Origin of the sequence: Pseudomonas oligotrophica, assembly GCF_021726475.1 — a bacterium.
Classification (GTDB): domain Bacteria; phylum Pseudomonadota; class Gammaproteobacteria; order Pseudomonadales; family Pseudomonadaceae; genus Stutzerimonas; species Stutzerimonas oligotrophica.
This window is the reverse complement of the sequence record NZ_JAKJRU010000008.1, coordinates 220,103-236,507: the sequence shown is the minus strand read 5'-3', so window position 1 is coordinate 236,507 and position 16,405 is coordinate 220,103. Positions and strand designations below refer to the sequence as shown.

At 69.2% G+C, this 16,405-nt stretch carries 21 protein-coding genes; 11 read left to right on the top strand and 10 right to left on the bottom strand.

Annotated features, from left to right (window positions below; all coding sequences use genetic code 11):
- Positions 1-73: 73 nt before the first annotated feature.
- Genes L3N39_RS17405 through L3N39_RS17395 form a run of 3 tightly spaced genes read right to left on the bottom strand, consistent with a single transcriptional unit; the run spans position 74 to position 1,351 of the window.
- Complete coding sequence (locus L3N39_RS17405) at positions 74-490, bottom strand: PilZ domain-containing protein (protein ID WP_237258683.1); 417 nt, start codon at positions 488-490, stop codon at positions 74-76.
- A 42-nt stretch (positions 491-532) separates the two neighbouring features.
- Positions 533-955 (bottom strand): DUF4124 domain-containing protein, encoded by a 423-nt coding sequence (locus L3N39_RS17400; RefSeq protein ID WP_237258682.1) that lies wholly within the window; start codon positions 953-955, stop codon positions 533-535.
- Between the two features lie 30 nt (positions 956-985).
- Entirely contained in the window at positions 986-1,351 is a 366-nt protein-coding gene (locus tag L3N39_RS17395) for a tetratricopeptide repeat protein (RefSeq protein WP_237258681.1), read from the bottom strand.
- Between the two features lie 155 nt (positions 1,352-1,506).
- On the opposite strand from L3N39_RS17395, the gene pyk reads away from it, so the two are divergent.
- Positions 1,507-2,961 (top strand): pyruvate kinase, encoded by a 1,455-nt coding sequence (gene pyk / locus L3N39_RS17390; RefSeq protein WP_237258680.1) that lies wholly within the window; start codon positions 1,507-1,509, stop codon positions 2,959-2,961.
- 40 nt (positions 2,962-3,001) lie between these two features.
- Here pyk and L3N39_RS17385 read toward each other — a convergent pair whose 3' ends face one another.
- A complete protein-coding gene (locus tag L3N39_RS17385; protein WP_237258679.1) occupies positions 3,002-3,943 on the bottom strand; it encodes an iron-sulfur-binding ferredoxin reductase in 942 nt (313 codons plus the stop codon).
- The gene (locus tag L3N39_RS17380; RefSeq protein ID WP_237258678.1) at positions 3,936-5,063 is read right to left on the bottom strand and encodes a GGDEF domain-containing protein; all 1,128 of its coding nucleotides are present in this window, start codon (positions 5,061-5,063) and stop codon (positions 3,936-3,938) included. The genes L3N39_RS17385 and L3N39_RS17380 overlap by 8 nt, the downstream gene beginning before the upstream one ends.
- Before the next feature lie 189 nt (positions 5,064-5,252).
- On the opposite strand from L3N39_RS17380, the gene L3N39_RS17375 reads away from it, so the two are divergent.
- The gene (locus tag L3N39_RS17375; protein ID WP_237258677.1) at positions 5,253-6,776 is read left to right on the top strand and encodes a fumarate hydratase; all 1,524 of its coding nucleotides are present in this window, start codon (positions 5,253-5,255) and stop codon (positions 6,774-6,776) included.
- A 65-nt stretch (positions 6,777-6,841) separates the two neighbouring features.
- Here L3N39_RS17375 and L3N39_RS17370 read toward each other — a convergent pair whose 3' ends face one another.
- The 3 genes from L3N39_RS17370 to L3N39_RS17360 all read right to left on the bottom strand — a co-directional run bounded on the left by L3N39_RS17370 (position 6,842) and on the right by L3N39_RS17360 (position 8,917).
- Complete coding sequence (locus L3N39_RS17370; protein ID WP_237258676.1) at positions 6,842-7,066, bottom strand: VF530 family protein; 225 nt, start codon at positions 7,064-7,066, stop codon at positions 6,842-6,844.
- A gap of 63 nt (positions 7,067-7,129) precedes the next feature.
- Positions 7,130-7,711, bottom strand: coding sequence for a DJ-1/PfpI family protein (locus L3N39_RS17365; protein ID WP_237258675.1), 582 nt, complete (start codon positions 7,709-7,711; stop codon positions 7,130-7,132).
- 42 nt (positions 7,712-7,753) lie between these two features.
- Entirely contained in the window at positions 7,754-8,917 is a 1,164-nt protein-coding gene (locus tag L3N39_RS17360; protein WP_237258689.1) for a phospholipase D-like domain-containing protein, read from the bottom strand.
- Positions 8,918-9,305: 388 nt separating this feature from the next.
- Between L3N39_RS17360 and olsB the strand changes: the two genes are divergently transcribed.
- From olsB to L3N39_RS17345, 3 genes are read left to right on the top strand one after another with little or no spacing between them, the layout of a single operon-like run.
- Positions 9,306-10,055, top strand: a complete 750-nt coding sequence (gene olsB / locus L3N39_RS17355; RefSeq protein WP_237258674.1) for an L-ornithine N(alpha)-acyltransferase — start codon at positions 9,306-9,308, stop codon at positions 10,053-10,055.
- Entirely contained in the window at positions 10,052-10,822 is a 771-nt protein-coding gene (locus tag L3N39_RS17350; protein WP_237258673.1) for a lysophospholipid acyltransferase family protein, read from the top strand. The genes olsB and L3N39_RS17350 overlap by 4 nt, the downstream gene beginning before the upstream one ends.
- Before the next feature lie 25 nt (positions 10,823-10,847).
- Complete coding sequence (locus tag L3N39_RS17345) at positions 10,848-11,423, top strand: acyl carrier protein phosphodiesterase (protein ID WP_237258672.1); 576 nt, start codon at positions 10,848-10,850, stop codon at positions 11,421-11,423.
- Here the strand turns inward: L3N39_RS17345 and L3N39_RS17340 are convergent.
- Both L3N39_RS17340 and L3N39_RS17335 read right to left on the bottom strand, forming a co-directional pair.
- A complete protein-coding gene (locus L3N39_RS17340) occupies positions 11,411-12,187 on the bottom strand; it encodes a class II aldolase/adducin family protein (RefSeq protein ID WP_237258671.1) in 777 nt (258 codons plus the stop codon). The two genes, L3N39_RS17345 and L3N39_RS17340, sit on opposite strands and share 13 nt — an antisense overlap.
- 92 nt (positions 12,188-12,279) lie before the next feature.
- Positions 12,280-12,732 (bottom strand): flavodoxin, encoded by a 453-nt coding sequence (locus L3N39_RS17335; RefSeq protein ID WP_237258670.1) that lies wholly within the window; start codon positions 12,730-12,732, stop codon positions 12,280-12,282.
- 176 nt (positions 12,733-12,908) lie between these two features.
- Here L3N39_RS17335 and L3N39_RS17330 point away from each other — a divergent pair, with 176 nt between their 5' ends.
- The 6 genes from L3N39_RS17330 (at position 12,909) to cysZ (ending at position 16,366) form a co-directional block, all read left to right on the top strand.
- Positions 12,909-13,535: a PilZ domain-containing protein gene (locus tag L3N39_RS17330; RefSeq protein ID WP_237258669.1), complete on the top strand. Its 627-nt coding sequence runs from the start codon at positions 12,909-12,911 to the stop codon at positions 13,533-13,535.
- A 59-nt stretch (positions 13,536-13,594) separates the two neighbouring features.
- A complete protein-coding gene (folM, locus tag L3N39_RS17325) occupies positions 13,595-14,305 on the top strand; it encodes a dihydromonapterin reductase (RefSeq protein WP_237258668.1) in 711 nt (236 codons plus the stop codon).
- 13 nt (positions 14,306-14,318) lie between these two features.
- Complete coding sequence (gene folX, locus L3N39_RS17320) at positions 14,319-14,693, top strand: dihydroneopterin triphosphate 2'-epimerase (RefSeq protein ID WP_237258667.1); 375 nt, start codon at positions 14,319-14,321, stop codon at positions 14,691-14,693.
- A gap of 49 nt (positions 14,694-14,742) precedes the next feature.
- On the top strand, positions 14,743-15,075 hold the full coding sequence (locus tag L3N39_RS17315) for a DUF1244 domain-containing protein (protein ID WP_237258666.1): 333 nt from the start codon (positions 14,743-14,745) through the stop codon (positions 15,073-15,075).
- Positions 15,072-15,407 carry a HopJ type III effector protein gene (locus L3N39_RS17310; RefSeq protein WP_237258665.1) on the top strand — a complete coding sequence of 112 codons (336 nt, stop codon included), beginning with the start codon at positions 15,072-15,074 and terminating at the stop codon, positions 15,405-15,407. Before L3N39_RS17315 ends, L3N39_RS17310 begins: the two co-directional genes overlap by 4 nt.
- 209 nt (positions 15,408-15,616) lie before the next feature.
- Entirely contained in the window at positions 15,617-16,366 is a 750-nt protein-coding gene (gene cysZ / locus L3N39_RS17305; protein WP_237258664.1) for a sulfate transporter CysZ, read from the top strand.
- Positions 16,367-16,405 lie beyond the last annotated feature (39 nt).

Genomic DNA, 16,405 nt, shown 5'->3' with positions numbered 1-16,405 from the left:
TGGAAGGCATGGTTGGTCGCACTTCCAGAATTCCGGGTATGCCCCGGATGAACAACCTACTGAGAGATCACAGCTAGGCGCCCTGGCAGCAGCCGGTGTCGGTCGGCGTGCTGGGCGGCGGCGCCAGCGGACTATGCGGGCTGGGGCGAAAGCTGAAGTAGTGATGCAGCGCATCGATCATCTCGCGGATCTCGAGCGAGGGCTCGAGCAGCGCGAAACCGGTGTCGTAGCTGCCGGGCGTGACGTCCTCGCGCGACCAGAGGCTCATCGCGCTGAAGTCGACATGGCGGACCCTGCCGTTCTGGCCGGGAATCTTCAGGCGCATCTCGAACTGTTGCGCCAGCATCATCGGATAGGGGCTGATCAGCATCAGCCCGCCTTCGGACAGGTTGCCGATGAAGCCCAGCGGCCGGTCGGTGTAGCGGTTGAAGACGTTCAGGTAGTACGGCAATTGGTGGCGTTGAATGCGGCGCTGGTTGCTCATGCTCATCGATCCTTGGCCTGCGGCGCAGTATGGCCACGGACCGCGTCCTCAGCGGCAGCGCTGCTGGAGGCGGGTGGCCAGTTGACTTCGTGCTGCCTGTAGTTCGTTGTCACTGTAGTAGACCCGCTCCCCCTGTGCATCGTTGCGAAAGTAGCGTCCGCCGCGCTGCAACCGGGCCAGCTGCTGCTCCAGCGCGCTGCATTCGCGCTGCCGCTCGGCGCGTGCCTCGGCCTGTTGCTGCGCCGCCTGGCGGCTCTCCTCGCGGCGTGCCTCGAAGTAGCGCGCGTTGCGTGACTCGCGCTCGCGGGTCTGCGCATCGCGCTCGACCACCTGCGGTCGCACCTCGACCGGCTCGGCCCCGGCCGCCGGGCGCTGGCCGAAATGCACGCGGCCCTGCTCGTCGGTCCAACGGTAGATCTGCGCCTGCGCCAGCAGCGGCAACAGGCCCATCAACAGCAACAGGCTACGCATGCTTCCCTCCTGGAGGCGGCGCCGGGCGCTTCAGCGCGCCGCAGCGGGCGCGTCGGGGCGATAGTGCCCGAGCTGGCGCAGGGTCTCCAGCCTGGCGGCAGCGCGGAAGGCATATTCGCTGGTCGGGTACTGCGCCTGGATGAAGCGGTAGGTCTGCGCGGCGTCCACATACAGGCCCTGGCGTTCCAGGCACTGCCCGCGCAGCAGGGAGATTTCCGGCTGCACGCCGGGGCGCGCGCGCTTGAGCCGCTCGGCCTGGGACAGCGCCAGCAGGGTGCCGCCGCAGTCGGCCGCCTGGTAGCGCCGGTAGGCCTCGTCCAGGTGGCGATCCAGCGCGTGGCGGCTGCTGCAACCGCCGGCGAGCAGCGCCAGCAGCAGGATGATCGGGGTTCGCATGATGATGTCCTCCAGTGCCGCCTTATCGGCCGCCGCGGCTGAAACTGCAGCGGCGCCACGGCCCGCCATTGCGGCAAAGAGTAGTGCCCGGGCGACGATGACTACAGCAGATCAGCGTAGTAGCCTGCCGTTCACTGAAAAAAGGAGCCCAATGAATGACCCTGCGTCGAACCAAGATCGTCGCCACCCTCGGCCCGGCCAGCAGCTCGCCGGAAGTCCTGGAAAAAATGATCCTCGCGGGCCTGGACGTCGCCCGCCTGAACTTCTCCCACGGCTCGCCGGAAGAGCACCGCGCCCGTGCCAACCTGGTGCGCGAGACCGCGGCCCGCCACGGCCGCTTCGTCGCGCTGCTGGGCGACCTGCAGGGCCCGAAGATCCGCATCGCCAAGTTCACCGACAAGCGCATCGAGCTGAAGGAAGGCGACCGCTTCCGCTTCTCGGTCACCCATCCGCGCGATGCCGGCACCCAGGAAGTGGTCGGCATCGACTACCCGGACCTGGTCAAGGACTGTGGCGTCGGTGACGAGTTGCTGCTCGACGACGGCCGCGTGGTCATGCGCGTCGACGCCGCCACCGCCGACGAACTGCACTGCACCGTGCTGATCGGCGGCCCGCTGTCGGACAACAAGGGCATCAACCGTCGCGGCGGCGGCCTGACCGCCCCGGCGCTGACCGCCAAGGACAAGGCCGACATCAAGCTGGCCGCCGACCTGGAGCTCGACTACCTGGCCGTGTCCTTCCCGCGCGATGCCGCCGACATGGACCTGGCCCGCCGTCTGCGCGACGAAGCCGGCTCCAAGGCCTGGCTGATCGCCAAGATCGAACGCGCCGAAGCGGTCGCCGACGACGAAGCCCTCGACGGCCTGATCCGCGCCAGCGACGGCGTGATGGTCGCGCGTGGCGACCTCGGCGTGGAAATCGGCGACGCCGAGCTGGTCGGCATCCAGAAGAAGATCATTCTGCACGCCCGGCGCAACAACAAGGTGGTGATCACCGCGACCCAGATGATGGAGTCGATGATCCACAGCCCGATGCCGACCCGCGCCGAGGTGTCCGATGTAGCCAACGCGGTGCTCGACTACACCGACGCAGTGATGCTCTCGGCCGAGAGCGCCGCCGGCGAATACCCGGTCGAGGCGATCAAGGCCATGGCGCGCGTCTGCGTCGGCGCCGAGAAGCATCCGACCAGCATCAAGTCCGGCCACCGCCTGGGGCAGAGCTTCAGCCGCTGCGACGAGAGCACCGCGCTGGCGGCGATGTACACCGCCAACCACTTCCCTGGCGTCAAGGCGATCATCAGCCTGACCGAGAGTGGCTACACCACGCTGATCATGTCGCGCATCCGTTCCTCGGTGCCGATCTTCGCCTTCACCCCGCACCGCGACACCCAGGCACGGGTGGCGCTGTTCCGCGGCGTGCAGACGATTCCCTTCGACCCGGCCGAACAGCCGGCGGACAAGGTCAGCCAGGCCGCGGTGGACGAGCTGCTCAAGCGCGACATCGTGCAGCCGGGCGACTGGGTGGTGCTGACCAAGGGCGACAGCTACCACGATGCCTCCGGCGGCACCAACACGATGAAGATCCTGCGCGTCGGCGATCCGCTGCTCTGACCACAGGCGACACAAGAAGGGGCTCTCAGGAGCCCCTTTTTCATTCCGCCGGATCGCCCCGCCCGACGAAGCGCTCGTAGAACACCTGCCCCGCCGGCAGGCCGGCGAGGAACAGCCGGCGCCGGGCCGCCTCGACGAAAGGCGGCGCGCCGCAGACCAACGCGATCTCCCGGCGCGAAGCCAGGCGCAGCGCGGCCAGGCGTTCGGGCCACTGTTGCGGGTCCAGCAGGCTGACTTCCAGCGTCGGATGCCGCGCCGCCAGTTCCTGCAGCGGCGCCGCGAAGTAGTGCGGCCCGCGGCTGCAGGCCCACAGTCGCACCGGTGCCGCGTGCCCCTGGCGCAGGGCTTCGCGCAGCACTGCCCAGAGCGGCGCCAGCCCGGTGCCGCCAGCCAGCAGCAACAGGGGCGCATCGCCCCACTCGGCGGCGTAGTGCAGCGCCCCGCCATGCAGCTCGCCGAGGCGCAGGCTGCCGCCGATCGGCAACCGGCGCAGCGCATCGGCGAAGGCGCCGGGCCGCCGGCAGTCGATGTGGAACTCGAGAGCGTCATCGACCTGCGGCAGGCTGGCCAGCGAGTACGGCCGGGCGATGCCCTCGAGCCAGAGCAACAGGTGCTGGCCGGCGGCATAGCGCAGCGGACGTTCGGGCTGCAGGCGCAGGCGCGCGACCTCGCCGGGCAACCAGTCGCAGGCCTGCACGGTGGCCGCCAGGCCGTCGAGCGCCGGGTCGAACAGCTCGATGCCGAGATCACCACGGACCCGGCTCTGGCAGGCCAGGCGCCAGCCCTGGGCCTGGCGCGCCGGGTCCAGCGCCGCAGGCTGCAGATCCTCCGGCGCGCCGTCGACGCAGCGCACCAGGCAGGCGTGGCAATGGCCGGCACGGCAGCTGTAGGGCACCGCCAGCCCCGCGGCATTCAGCGCATCGAGCAGGTTCTCGCCGGCGGCGACGGTCCAGCGCCGGCCACGACAGCGCAGCTCAGGCATCGCTGAGCTGCCAGGAGGGTTCGCAGCGGTTGCGCCCGCCACGCTTGGCGCGGTAGAGCGCCTCGTCGGCACGCTGCAGGGCCTCGTCGAGGTTGTCGCCAGCGCCCATGAGGGTCAGGCCGACCGACAGGCTGAGCTGCCCGGCAACGGCTCCGTCGACCGGCTCGGCGCCGGCGAAGGCCTCGCGCAGCCGCTCGCAGCAGGCGGCGAACTGCTCGGCATCGGTATCGGGCAGCAGCAGCACGAACTCCTCACCGCCGTAGCGCGCCAGCACGTCGCCCTCGCGCAGGCAGGCGCGGGCAACCGCGGCGAAGGTCTGCAGCACGCGATCGCCGGTGGCATGGCCGTACTGGTCGTTGATGCGCTTGAAGTGATCCAGGTCGATCAGCGCCAGGCCGAGCCGGTGCCCGGGCCGCAGGCGATCGAGGGCGGTCTGCGCCAGGCGCAGGAAATGCCGGCGATTGAACAGCCCGGTCAGCTCGTCGGTCGAGGCCAGGTCCTCGAGCTGGCGCATCATCCCGCGCAGGGTGTCCTGGTGCGCCTGCAGCGCGACGCGGCGCTGGCGCATGCGCTGGCGCAGCCGGTAGATGTGGCCGACGAACAGGCACATCCAGACCAGCGCCACCAGCAGCACCGCGCCTTCGAGCACGACGATCTGCAGGCTGGCGAAGCGCCCGGCCCTAAGGTCGATGAAGGTCACCAGCACGAAGCTGGCGAAGGCCAGCCCGGCATAGCGGGCGAACAGCTTGGGCGGCAGCGACACCGCGAACATCAGCACCAGCAGGTAGAGGATCAGCAGCGAACCGCGCGCCGCGCCGAGATTGGCCAGGAAGTAGGTCAGCCAGACCAGCGCGACCGTCACCTGCGGCTCGGTCAGGCTGGGGTCGCGAAAGCGCAGGTTCAGGCCGCTGCGAAACATCCAGAAGAACCCGGCCTGGCTCAGCACGATCAGGCTGGAGCAGATCACCGCACTCTGCACCGAGGCCAGGTAGAAGCCACTGGCCACCGTCAGCCAGGTGATCAGCAGCGCCAGCCCATAGGTGCCCGCCGCCATGGCGAAGCGTTTGCTGACCAGTTGCTGCAAGGCCTGCTGGTCTCTCTCGTCACGTCCGGCGTTCATGACGCCCCACCCTGGACGGCCCCTGGCCGCACCTGCCCACTGCATTACCGCCAACCTTGGCCTGCATGTCTGTCTCCTGGATCAGCCGTGTTACGGACTGTACGACGCGCTATACTGCCGCGCGTTTTTTTCATGGGCGCGTCATCTGCCGCCGCGCTCGCTATCCGCCCCGCCTAGAGGACGCGCTGCATGACCGTGATCAAGCAAGACGACCTGATTCAAAGCGTCGCCGACGCCTTGCAATTCATTTCCTACTACCACCCCGTGGACTTCATCCAGGCGATGCACGAAGCCTACCTGCGGGAAGAGTCTCCGGCTGCACGCGATTCCATGGCGCAGATCCTGATCAACTCGCGCATGTGCGCCACCGGCCACCGCCCGATCTGCCAGGACACAGGCATCGTCACCGTGTTCGTCAAGGTCGGCATGGACGTGCGCTGGGACGGCGCCACCATGAGCCTGGACGACATGATCAACGAAGGCGTGCGTCGCGCCTACAACAACCCGGACAACGTGCTGCGGGCTTCGATCCTGGCCGACCCGGCAGGTTCCCGCAAGAACACCAAGGACAATACCCCGGCGGTCATCCATTACTCCATCGTTCCCGGCGATAAAGTCGAGGTGGACGTGGCGGCCAAGGGCGGCGGCTCCGAGAACAAGTCGAAGATGGCCATGCTCAACCCGTCCGACTCGATCGTCGACTGGGTGCTCAAGACCGTGCCGACCATGGGCGCCGGCTGGTGCCCGCCGGGCATGCTCGGCATCGGCATCGGCGGTACCGCCGAGAAGGCCGCGGTGATGGCCAAGGAAGTCCTGATGGACCCGATCGACATCCACGAGCTCAAGGCCCGCGGCCCGCAGAACCGCATCGAGGAACTGCGCCTGGAGCTGTTCGACAAGGTCAACCAGCTGGGCATCGGCGCCCAGGGCCTCGGCGGCCTGACCACCGTGCTCGACGTGAAGATCATGGACTACCCGACCCACGCCGCCTCCTTGCCGGTGTGCATGATCCCCAACTGCGCCGCGACCCGCCACGCGCACTTCGTGCTCGACGGCTCGGGGCCTGCCGAGCTGACTCCGCCGCCGCTGGACGCCTACCCGGAAATCGTCTGGGAAGCCGGCCCCTCCGCACGCCGCGTCAACCTCGACACCATCACCCCGGAAGACGTGCAGAGCTGGAAGCCGGGCGAGACCATCCTGCTCAACGGCAAGATGCTCACCGGCCGCGACGCCGCGCACAAGCGCATGGTCGACATGCTGAACAAGGGCGAGGAGCTGCCGGTGGACCTCAAGGGCCGCTTCATCTACTACGTCGGCCCGGTCGATCCGGTGCGTGACGAGGTGGTCGGCCCGGCCGGCCCGACCACCGCCACCCGCATGGACAAGTTCACCCGCCAGATCCTGGAAAGCACCGGCCTCTTGGGCATGATCGGCAAGTCCGAGCGCGGCCCGATCGCCATCGAGGCGATCCGCGACAACAAGGCCGTGTACCTGATGGCCGTCGGCGGCGCCGCCTACCTGGTCGCCCAGGCGATCAAGAAGTCCAAGGTGCTGGCCTTCCCGGAACTCGGAATGGAAGCGATCTACGAGTTCGAGGTCAAGGACATGCCGGTCACCGTGGCGGTCGACACCCTGGGCGAATCGGTGCACACCACCGGCCCGGCGATCTGGCAGAAGAAGATTGCCGACAGCCTGGCGGTGGAAGTGCAGTAAGCACCCGCCTCCGCTAGCAAAAAGCCCGGCCAAGTGCCGGGCTTTTTGCTGTCCGCTTGCTGCACTCAGCCACGCCGGCCTCGCAACCGGACGAACAGCGCCTCGACCTTCTGCCGCGCCCAGGGCGTGCGGCGCAGGAAGGTCAGGCTCGACTTGATGCTCGGCTCGCTCTTGAAACAGCGAATGTCGACCCGCTGCGCCAACCCTTCCCAGCCGTAGTGCGCCTGCAGTTCGACCAGCATCGCCTCGAGGGTGACGCCATGCAGCGGATTGTTCGGCGCGGTGTTCATCTGCGTTCTCCACTCGGCGCTGGGCGGCGGCGGGGTGCTGCCCGATCCCAGCGGCGGCCCATGCTACAGGGTTATCCGGGTGCCGAGCAGCTCGAGGAAGGCCGCCAGCCACGCCGGGTGCGCCGGCCAGGCGGGCGCGCTGACCAGGTTGCCGTCGGTATGCGCCTGGTCGACCGGAATGTCGACGTATTCGCCACCGGCCAGCTTCACCTCCGGCCCGCAGGCCGGGTAGGCGCTGCAGGCGCGGCCCTTGAGCACGCCGGCGGCGGCCAGCAGCTGGGCGCCATGGCAGACCGCGGCGATCGGCTTGCCGGCCTCGTCGAAGGCCCGCACCAGCGCCAGCACTGCCTCGTTCAGGCGCAGGTACTCCGGTGCCCGCCCGCCGGGGATCAACAGCGCGTCGAAATCCTCGGCGCGCAGGCCGTCGAAGTCGGCGTTCAGGCTGAAGTTGTGCCCCGGCTTCTCGCTGTAGGTCTGGTCGCCCTCGAAATCGTGGATCGCGGTGCGCACGCTGTCGCCGGCCTGCTTGCCCGGGCAGGCCGCGTGCACGCGGTGGCCGACCATCTGCAGCGCCTGGAACGGCACCATGGTCTCGTAGTCCTCGGCGTAGTCGCCGACCAGCATCAGGATGTTCTTGGCAGCCATGCAGAATTCCTCCTCTGCGTCAGTGATGAACGCGGCCGACAGCTAACCACCGCGGTTGAAGATGTTGACCAGCAGCCGGTCGAGCCCGCCCCACATGCGCTGGTACAGGCGGATGTGCAGGGGCCTGGCGTACCAGCGCTGCAGGGTGATCTCGCGGCTCTCGGAAAAATCCTGCTCGAAGCTGCGCGTCACCTCGGCGCTCAGCGCCGGGTCGATGGCCTCGAGATTCGCCTCCAGGTTCCAGCGCAGGTTCCAGTGGTCGAAGTTGCACGAGCCGACGCTGACCCAGTCGTCGACCATCACCATCTTGAGGTGGAGGAAGTGTGGTCGATATTCGTGGATCCGCACGCCGGCGCGCAGCAGCCGCGGGTAGAAGCGCTGGCCGGCGTAGCGCACCGGCGGATGGTCGGTGTTGCGACTGGTCAGCAGCAGCTGCACGTCGACGCCGCGGCGCGCCGCGCGGATCAGCGCCCGGCGCACCTTGCCGGTCGGCAGGAAATACGGCGTGGCCAGCCAGATGCGCCGCTCGGCGCGATGCAGCTTGCGCAGCAGGCTGTGCAGCACGTCGCTGTGCTGGCGGGCCGCGGCGTAGGCCACCCGCGCCATGCCTTCGCCGCGCTCCGGGCGCAGCGGGATGCGCGGCGCGCGGACCGGCAGCGGCAGGTGCCAGATGCGCCGCCGCGTCAGGCAGTGCGACCACTGGCTGTCGAACAGCCGCTGCCAGTCGGCGACCACCGGGCCGCTCATGCGCACCATCACCTCGTGCCAGTGCTGGCGTGGATTGTCCGGGTCCCAGAAATCGTCGGTCACGCCGGTACCGCCGACGAAGGCCGTGTGGTCGTCGACCAGCAGGATCTTGCGATGGTCGCGGTGCAGGTTGCGAAAGCGCAGGCGCAGCTCCAGCGGGTTGTACAGGCGCAGCTCGATGCCGGCCCGGGCTAGCTGCTCGCGGTTGCGCTGGCCGAGCTTGAGGCAGCCGAAGCCGTCGAACAGGCAGCGCACCCGCACGCCGCGCCCGGCGGCGTCGAGCAGCGCACGCAGCAGCTGGTCGAGGCAGCGGCCGTCCTCGACCAGGTAGAGCTCCAGGTCGATGGTCTGCTGCGCGCGATCCAGGCTGTCGAGCATCGCCGGAAAGAAGCTCGGCCCGTCGACCAGCAGCTGGAAACGGTTGCCCTCGCGCCAGGGCAGCACTTCGCCGGCGAGCATCATCGCACCGCCCTCGGCAGGCGCTGGATCGGGTACGGCAGGCGGGCCGGGTGGCGGCACGATGACATGAAATCCCTTGTCTGGATCGATCCGGGTTTCGCCCCGGCGCGCGGACCCTCGATCGGTCCGGCGCCACGGCGCGGCTAGATTACCGAGACCCGCCCGGCAGGCAAAGAGTTCGCCCGCCGGCCAAGCAGCGCGCCGCCGCGGCCTCCTCTGATCCACGGCGCCGCCCCTGGTCGGCGGCCCCGCGCCGTCATCCAAGCATCACCGCCTCGTCACATGCGCGACACCAACCCCGCCTAGCTTGGAGACGCCAAAGCAGAGCGCGACAAGACGCTCCGGCCGCTTGCCAACAGCGCCCCGCACGGGCCACAGGAGATCCAGCATGAGCGTCAGCGACGCCCCCTCGCGCAGCCTGCGCACGCTGCAGGCCGAGTACCTCGATGACCCGCGCACCCTGCGTGAAGCCCAGGCGCTGCGCTACCGCGTGTTCGCCAGCGAGTTCGGTGCCGGCCTGCCGGCAATCGACGGCGAGCTGGATGCCGACGAGTTCGACCCGCACTGCCGTCACCTGGGCGTGCGCGACCTCTCCAGCGGCCGCCTGGTCGCCACCACGCGCCTGCTCGACCAGGCCGCGGCCAGCCGCCTGGGGCGCTTCTACAGCGAGGGCGAATTCCGCCTGCACGGGCTGGAGAAGCTCCACGCACCGGTGCTGGAGATCGGCCGTACCTGCGTCGACCCGGCCTACCGCAACGGCGCGACCATCGGCGTGCTCTGGGCCGAACTGGCCGAGGCGCTCAATCGCGGCGGCTATCGCTACCTGATGGGTTGCGCCAGCGTGTCCATGCGCGACGGCGGCCTGCAGGCGCAGGCGATCATGCAGCGCCTGCGCGACAGCCACCTGTGCACCGAGTTGCTGCATGCCGAGCCGATGCACCCGCTGCCGGCGCTCGAGGTACCGGACAACCTCAGCGCGCAGTTGCCGCCCCTGCTCAAGGCCTACATGCGCCTGGGCGCGAAAATCTGCGGCGAACCCTGCTGGGACCGCAAATTCCAGGTCGCCGACCTGTTCATCCTGCTCAAGCGCGAGGAGCTCTGCCCGCGCTACGCCCGACACTTCAAGGCCGCCGTATGAGGACAGCGCCACCGGCCCTGCGGCTGCTGCGCCTGGCCGCCGTGATCGGCCGCGCACTGCCGACCGCCGCCTGGCTGGGGCTGCGCCAGGCACTCGGCCACCCGGCTTCGCAGGCGACCCGGCAGCGGCTGACGCAGCGCTTCCTGGCGCGGGTCGCCGCCGCCCTGCCGCTGCGCGTGCAGGTGCATGGCGCAGCGTCGGGCGAGCCGGCACTGTGGCTGGCCAACCACATCTCCTGGGTCGACATCCCCCTGCTGGGCAGCCTGGCGCCACTGTCGTTCCTGGCCAAGCACGAGGTCAGCCGCTGGCCGCTGCTCGGCTACCTGGCCCGCCAGGCCGGCACCGCCTTCATCGTGCGCGGTGGCGGCGACAGCGGCGCGGTCGGCAGGCAGCTGGCCGCCCGCCTGGCTGCCGGACACAGCCTGCTGGTCTTCGCCGAGGGCACCTCCACCGATGGCAGCGAGCTGCGGCGCTTGCACCCCCGCCTGCTCGCCGCCGCCGTCGAGAGCGGCGCGCCGATCCAGCCGGTGGCGCTGCGCTACCGGCGTGACGGCCAGCGCGACCGCCTGGTGCCCTACATCGGCGACGACAGCCTGCCCAAGCATCTGCTGCGCCTGCTGCGCCATGGCGTGGTCGAGGTGGACATCATCCTGCTGCCGCCGATCGCCAGCCAGGGTCGCACGCGCAGCGAACTGGCGCAGCTGGCGCACCAGGCCATCGCGCAAGCGCTGTTCGGCAGCGAGGCGGCGCTCGAGCAGGCCGCCTGAGGACGACTTCGGCTAAGCTGCGCGCATGAACTACCTCGCGCACCTGCACCTCGGCGGCCAGGAGCCGGCGGCCCTGCTCGGCAGCCTCTACGGCGACTTCGTCAAGGGCCCGCTGCAGGGCCGCTGGCCGAGCGACATCGAGGCCGGCATCCGCCTGCACCGGCGCATCGACGCCTTCACCGACAGCCATCCCCTGGTCCTGGCGGCCAAGGCGCGCTTCGCCGACGAGCGACGCCGCTACGCCGGCATCCTGGTGGACCTGTTCTTCGACCATTGCCTGGCCGCCCACTGGCCGCAGTACAGCCGCGAGCCGCTGGCGCAGTTCACCGGGCGCGTCTACCGCACCCTGGCCGCCGAGGCCGAGCTGCCCGGCAAGCTCGGCCTGATCGCGCCGCGCATGGCCGCGCAGGACTGGCTCGGCAGCTACCGCGAGTTCACCGTACTGGAACAGGTGCTGCTGGGCATGAGCCGGCGGCTGTCACGCCCGGACGGGCTGCTCGGCGGCATGGCCGAGCTGGAGCGGCTGTACGGGCCGCTCAGCGACGACTTCCACGCCTTCTACCCCGAGCTGCAGGCCTTCGCCGCGCGTCACTCGGCATAGCCGGGGCTGCTCGCATCCAGGCGCCGCAGCAGCGCCGGCCAGGCCAGCGCGCCGCCCATGCCGCCCGGCGAGCGGGTCACGCCGGCGGCCATCGCCCTGGCGCCAGCGAGGATCGGCGCGGGAATGGCGATCAGCTCGGCGCCGCCGCCCTGGGCCATGACCTGGATCTCGCAGGCGCGCTGGAAGGTGAACATCATCAGGAAGGTGTCGGCGATGCTGCCGCCGCAGGTCAGCAGGCCGTGGTTGTGCAGCAGCATGAACGCGGCCTCGCCCAGGTCGGCCTGCAGGCGGGCCTTCTCCTCATGCTGCAGGGCGACGCCTTCGTAGCCGTGGGTGGCATAGCTCGACAGCACGAACAGCGACTGCTGGCTGATCGGCAGCACGCCCTGGCGCTGCGCCGCAACCGCCACGCCGGCGGCGGTATGGGTGTGCAGCACGCAGGCGACATCCTCGCGCGCCTCGTGCACCGCGCTGTGAATGGTGTAGCCCGCCGGGTTGATGTCAAACGGCCCGTCCAGCAGGCGGTTGCCGGCCAGGTCGATCTTCACCAGGCTCGAGGCGGTGATCTCGTGGAACATCAGCCCGTAGGGGTTGATCAGGAAATGCTCGGTGCCGGGGATCTTCGCCGAGATATGGGTGAAGATCAGGTCGTCCCAGCCGTGCAGCGCCACCAGCCGGTAGCAGGCGGCCAGGTCGACGCGGGTCTGCCATTCGGCGGCGCTGACCTGATCCTTGAGCGAGGGTAGATGTGGGAAAGGTTTCACGGCGCACCTCTTCTTGTTGTCGGTGCGCCGATTCTAGCCAGCGACCGGCGCCGGCGTGGTTGCCTTGCCAGCCAGGCTGCTGGCCGCGCCGGTCAGCCGCGCAGGGCCTGGGCGAAGGCGGCGATCCAGGGCTCGGCGTCGGCCTCCGGGGTGACCGTCTCGCTGGCGTCCAGGCGCAGCATTTCCTGCACCTCCTGTACGCCGAGCTCGACGAACAGCTCGCGCACCAGCTCGCCACCGCCACAGAAGGTGTCGCCGTAGCTGGCATCGCCAAGGGCGATGATGCCGCCCGGCAGGCCACGCCAGGCCGGCGGCTGGTCGCGCAGCGCCGCATACAGCGGCACGAAGCTGTCCGGCAGCTCGCCCATGCCGGTGGTCGAGGTCACCACCAGCAGCGCCTCGGGGGCGAATTCCAAGAGTTGCGGCAGTTGCGCGCGCGGATCGTGCCAGGCCTCGAAGCCGGCGTCGGCGAGCAGGCGCTGGGCGTGGCGGGCGACGTCCTCGGCATTGCCGTAGACGCTGCCGGAAAGAATGGCGACCTTCATGGCGCTCTCCGTGGCAGGAAAAAGGGGCCGCATTATGCCGCAACGGCAGCAAAGCCGAGCAAAACGCTCGGAACGGAACTTTACTGCAGGCAAGCGGTCAACTCGCCGCCCCTGGCGATGGCAAGTTGCTGCCACCGCCCAGGGAATCGGCGGCGGCTCCGCCATGGAGGAATCAGATGGCCGACCAGACAGTCCTGACCGAAGACGAGCTTGCCTTCATCCGCCAGCTCATGACCCGCGCGGCCCCGGCCAAGGGCGACGGGCCGACCGGCTTTCGCATCGATGGCGGCGCGCAGTCCAACGAGCTGCTGCTGCAGCTGGCCGCGCGCACCGAGCTGACCCTCGAGGCGCGCAGCGGCGAATTCCGCATGTCCTTCCCGCTGCACATCCACGAGGACGAGCTGCACAGCCTCAACCTCCAGCTGTCGCCGCCGGTGATTTACGAACAGAGCCCAACCCCGCGCGCCTGGCGCCTGCAACTCGACGAGCCGCTGCCGCTGCTCGAGCGCGGCGGCCGGCCGAGCGCGCTGCACGTGCGCGAGCTGTCCTCGCACAGCCTGCTGGTCGAGGCGGACAACCGGCACAAGCCGCCCAAGCACTTCCACCTGCACCTGGCGCTGCCCGACGAGGCGCCGCTGGAGATCGACGCCCGCCGCGTGCGCGAGGTGAAGGACGGCCTGGCCGCCTACGAGGTGGAGTTCGCCGGGCAGAAGGACGCCGAGCGCATCCGCAGCTTTCTCTACCAGCAGCACCGCCTGCTGCACGAGGATCCCCTGTCCGAGTCGCCGCCGGATCTGGTGTAAGCTGCCTGGCCATCGCAGGCGCCGGGCATTCCGCCGGCGCCGCCAGCCAGGACCGCCGCATGAGCCCATCCCCACTTCCCGTGCTGATCACCGGCGCCGGCCAGCGCATCGGCCTGCATTGCGCGACGCGCCTGCTCGATGACGGCCAGCCGGTGATCATCAGCTACCGTCGCGAGCGCGACGGCGTGGCGGCGCTGCGCGAACGCGGCGCCCTGACCGTGCAGGCCGATTTCAGCGACACCGCCGGCATCCTGGCCTTCATCGACGCCCTGCGCGAGCGCACCGGCGGCCTGCGTGCCATCGTCCACAACGCCTCGGACTGGCACGCCGAGACGCCCGGCCAGCAGGCCGCGGTGTTCGAGCGCATGTTCCACGTGCACATGCTGGCGCCCTACCTGATCAACCTGCACTGCGCCGACCTGCTGCGCCACGGCGGGCCGGCGGACATCGTGCACATCGGCGACGACGTCACGCGCCGCGGCAGCAGCAAGCACATCGCCTACGCGGCGAGCAAGGCCGGGCTGGACAACCTGACGCTGTCGTTCGCCGCCAGCCTGGCGCCGGCGATCAAGGTCAACGGCATCGCCCCGGCACTGATCCAGTTCAACCCCGACGACGACGAGGCCTACCGGCGCAAGGCGCTGGCCAAGTCGGCGCTGGGCATCGAGCCGGGCCCGGAGGTGATCTACCAGAGCCTGCGCTACCTGTTCGACAATCCCTACGTCACCGGCACCACCCTGCGGGTGAATGGCGGCCGCCACCTGATCTGACCGAGGAGACACCATGCCCCGACTCGAGCCCGGAATGGCGCGCATCCGCGTCAAGGACCTGCGCCTGCGCACCTACATCGGCATCAAGGAAGAAGAAATCAACAACAAGCAGGACGTGCTGATCAACCTGACCATGCTCTACCCGGCCGCCGAGGCCGTGCGCGACAACGACATCGACCACGCCCTGAACTACCGCACCATCACCAAGGCGATCATCCGCCACGTCGAGGACAACCGCTTCGCCCTGCTCGAGCGCCTGACCCAGGAGATCCTCGACCTGGTGATGCACAACCCGCAGGTGCGCTACGCCGAGGTGGAAGTGGACAAGCCGCATGCGCTGCGCTTCGCCGAGTCGGTGTCGATCACCCTGGCCAGCCACCGCGATTGAGCGCCCGCACGCCGCTGGACTGCCCTGGCCGGAGCTCCGGGCCGCGGTTATGATCCGGCCCACCCCAGCCACCGCCGAGAGCGCACGCATGAACGAGCAACAACGCACCGAACTCGAAGCCGCCGCCTTCCGTCGCCTGGTCCAGCACCTGCGCAGCCGCCCGGACGTGCAGAACATCGATCTGATGAACCTCGCCGGCTTCTGCCGCAACTGCCTGTCGAAGTGGTACAAGGCCGCGGCCGACGACCTGGAGCTGCCGGTCAGCCTCGACGACGCCCGGGAAGAGGTCTACGGCATGCCCTATGCCGAGTGGAAGCAGCGCTACCAGAAGGAAGCGACTGCCGAACAACAAGCCGCATTCGAGAAGAGCCACAAGCCATGACCCTGAAGGATTTCCGCGCCAGCCTGCGCAACCGCAACCACCCGTTCGCCGACACCCTGGCGTTCATCGAGAACCACTACGACTACACGCCCAGCCGCTTCGTCAACGGCAGCGTGGAGAACGCCGCCGGCGAGAACGAAGGCTCCTGCAAGACCCTCGGGCTCGCCCAGCTCGAGCAGTTCACCACCGAGGAAGCCCTGCTGGCCTTCGGCGAGCATTACCAGGCGGTGCTGGCCAATCCCGCCGGCAACGACCACCGCAACATCCGCGCGCTGATGGAGACCGGCCTGCCGGGCGTACGCTTCGATTCCAGCCCGCTCAAGCGCAAGTGAAGCGATATCGCGATCGCGCGGCGCCCGGCCGGAACCGGAAAAAATAAAAAAGGGGCATCCAGCACTAGGGGAAGGCTTGGATCGGATGCCCCCGGGAAAGCAACGCCACCGAGATTAGCGAGGCCACCCGCGCCGTGGAAATTCAAAAGCTGCATGCCGGGCATAGGGCAAATCAATGCCGGCGGCAGCCCGCTCCGGAGTAACTAGCGATGCCCCCACCGGTCCTGTCCGGCCCGCATTACCTGCAGCAGGGCCTGCGCCTGGTCCTCAGCCCTGGCCTGCGACTGTTCGTGATCCTGCCGGTGACGGTCAACGTGCTGCTGTTCGCTGCGATCGTCTACCTGGCCGCGAGCCGCTTCGGCAGCTGGCTCGACGCGCTGATGCCGAGCCTGCCGGACTGGCTGGCGTTTCTCGAGTACCTGATCTGGCCGCTGTTCGTCGCGCTGCTGGTGCTGATGGTGTTCTTCAGCTTCACCCTGCTGGCCAACCTCATCGCGGCGCCGTTCAACGGCTTTCTCGCCGAGAAGGTCGAGGTGGTCGCCCGCGGCCAGGACGCCTCGCCGCCGTTCAGCTGGGCCGAGCTGCTGGCCATGCTGCCGCGCACCCTGGCGCGCGAGGCTCGCAAGCTCCTCTACTTCGCCCCGCGCGCGCTGGCGCTGCTGGTGCTGTCGTTCATCCCGGTGCTCAACCTTGCCGCCGCGCCGCTGTGGCTGCTGTTCGGCGTGTGGATGATGGCGGTGCAGTACATCGACTACCCGGCGGACAACAACAAGCTGGGCTGGAACGAGATGCTCGCCTGGCTGCGCCAGCGCCGCTGGAAGAGCCTGAGCTTCGGCGCGGTGACCTACGCGGCGCTGCTGGTGCCGGGGCTGAACCTGCTGATCATGCCGGCGGCGGTGGCCGGCGCGACGCTGTTCTGGGTCCGCGAAGGCGGGCCGAGCCGCCCGCCCGCGCCGTAGGGTGGAAGACTGCGCAACATTTTTCACGGCGAATCACAC

Bases quoted from the DNA above. Each gene is read 5' to 3' on its own strand.
- L3N39_RS17405 (WP_237258683.1), bottom strand. From the start codon at position 490: ATGAGCATGAGCAACCAGCGCCGCATTCAACGCCACCAATTGCCGTAC.
- L3N39_RS17400 (WP_237258682.1), bottom strand. From the start codon at position 955: ATGCGTAGCCTGTTGCTGTTGATGGGCCTGTTGCCGCTGCTGGCGCAG.
- L3N39_RS17395 (WP_237258681.1), bottom strand. From the start codon at position 1,351: ATGCGAACCCCGATCATCCTGCTGCTGGCGCTGCTCGCCGGCGGTTGC.
- pyk (WP_237258680.1), top strand. From the start codon at position 1,507: ATGACCCTGCGTCGAACCAAGATCGTCGCCACCCTCGGCCCGGCCAGC.
- L3N39_RS17385 (WP_237258679.1), bottom strand. From the start codon at position 3,943: ATGCCTGAGCTGCGCTGTCGTGGCCGGCGCTGGACCGTCGCCGCCGGC.
- L3N39_RS17380 (WP_237258678.1), bottom strand. From the start codon at position 5,063: ATGAACGCCGGACGTGACGAGAGAGACCAGCAGGCCTTGCAGCAACTG.
- L3N39_RS17375 (WP_237258677.1), top strand. From the start codon at position 5,253: ATGACCGTGATCAAGCAAGACGACCTGATTCAAAGCGTCGCCGACGCC.
- L3N39_RS17370 (WP_237258676.1), bottom strand. From the start codon at position 7,066: ATGAACACCGCGCCGAACAATCCGCTGCATGGCGTCACCCTCGAGGCG.
- L3N39_RS17365 (WP_237258675.1), bottom strand. From the start codon at position 7,711: ATGGCTGCCAAGAACATCCTGATGCTGGTCGGCGACTACGCCGAGGAC.
- L3N39_RS17360 (WP_237258689.1), bottom strand. From the start codon at position 8,917: ATGCTCGCCGGCGAAGTGCTGCCCTGGCGCGAGGGCAACCGTTTCCAG.
- olsB (WP_237258674.1), top strand. From the start codon at position 9,306: ATGAGCGTCAGCGACGCCCCCTCGCGCAGCCTGCGCACGCTGCAGGCC.
- L3N39_RS17350 (WP_237258673.1), top strand. From the start codon at position 10,052: ATGAGGACAGCGCCACCGGCCCTGCGGCTGCTGCGCCTGGCCGCCGTG.
- L3N39_RS17345 (WP_237258672.1), top strand. From the start codon at position 10,848: ATGAACTACCTCGCGCACCTGCACCTCGGCGGCCAGGAGCCGGCGGCC.
- L3N39_RS17335 (WP_237258670.1), bottom strand. From the start codon at position 12,732: ATGAAGGTCGCCATTCTTTCCGGCAGCGTCTACGGCAATGCCGAGGAC.
- L3N39_RS17330 (WP_237258669.1), top strand. From the start codon at position 12,909: ATGGCCGACCAGACAGTCCTGACCGAAGACGAGCTTGCCTTCATCCGC.
- folM (WP_237258668.1), top strand. From the start codon at position 13,595: ATGAGCCCATCCCCACTTCCCGTGCTGATCACCGGCGCCGGCCAGCGC.
- folX (WP_237258667.1), top strand. From the start codon at position 14,319: ATGCCCCGACTCGAGCCCGGAATGGCGCGCATCCGCGTCAAGGACCTG.
- L3N39_RS17315 (WP_237258666.1), top strand. From the start codon at position 14,743: ATGATCCGGCCCACCCCAGCCACCGCCGAGAGCGCACGCATGAACGAG.
- L3N39_RS17310 (WP_237258665.1), top strand. From the start codon at position 15,072: ATGACCCTGAAGGATTTCCGCGCCAGCCTGCGCAACCGCAACCACCCG.
- cysZ (WP_237258664.1), top strand. From the start codon at position 15,617: ATGCCCCCACCGGTCCTGTCCGGCCCGCATTACCTGCAGCAGGGCCTG.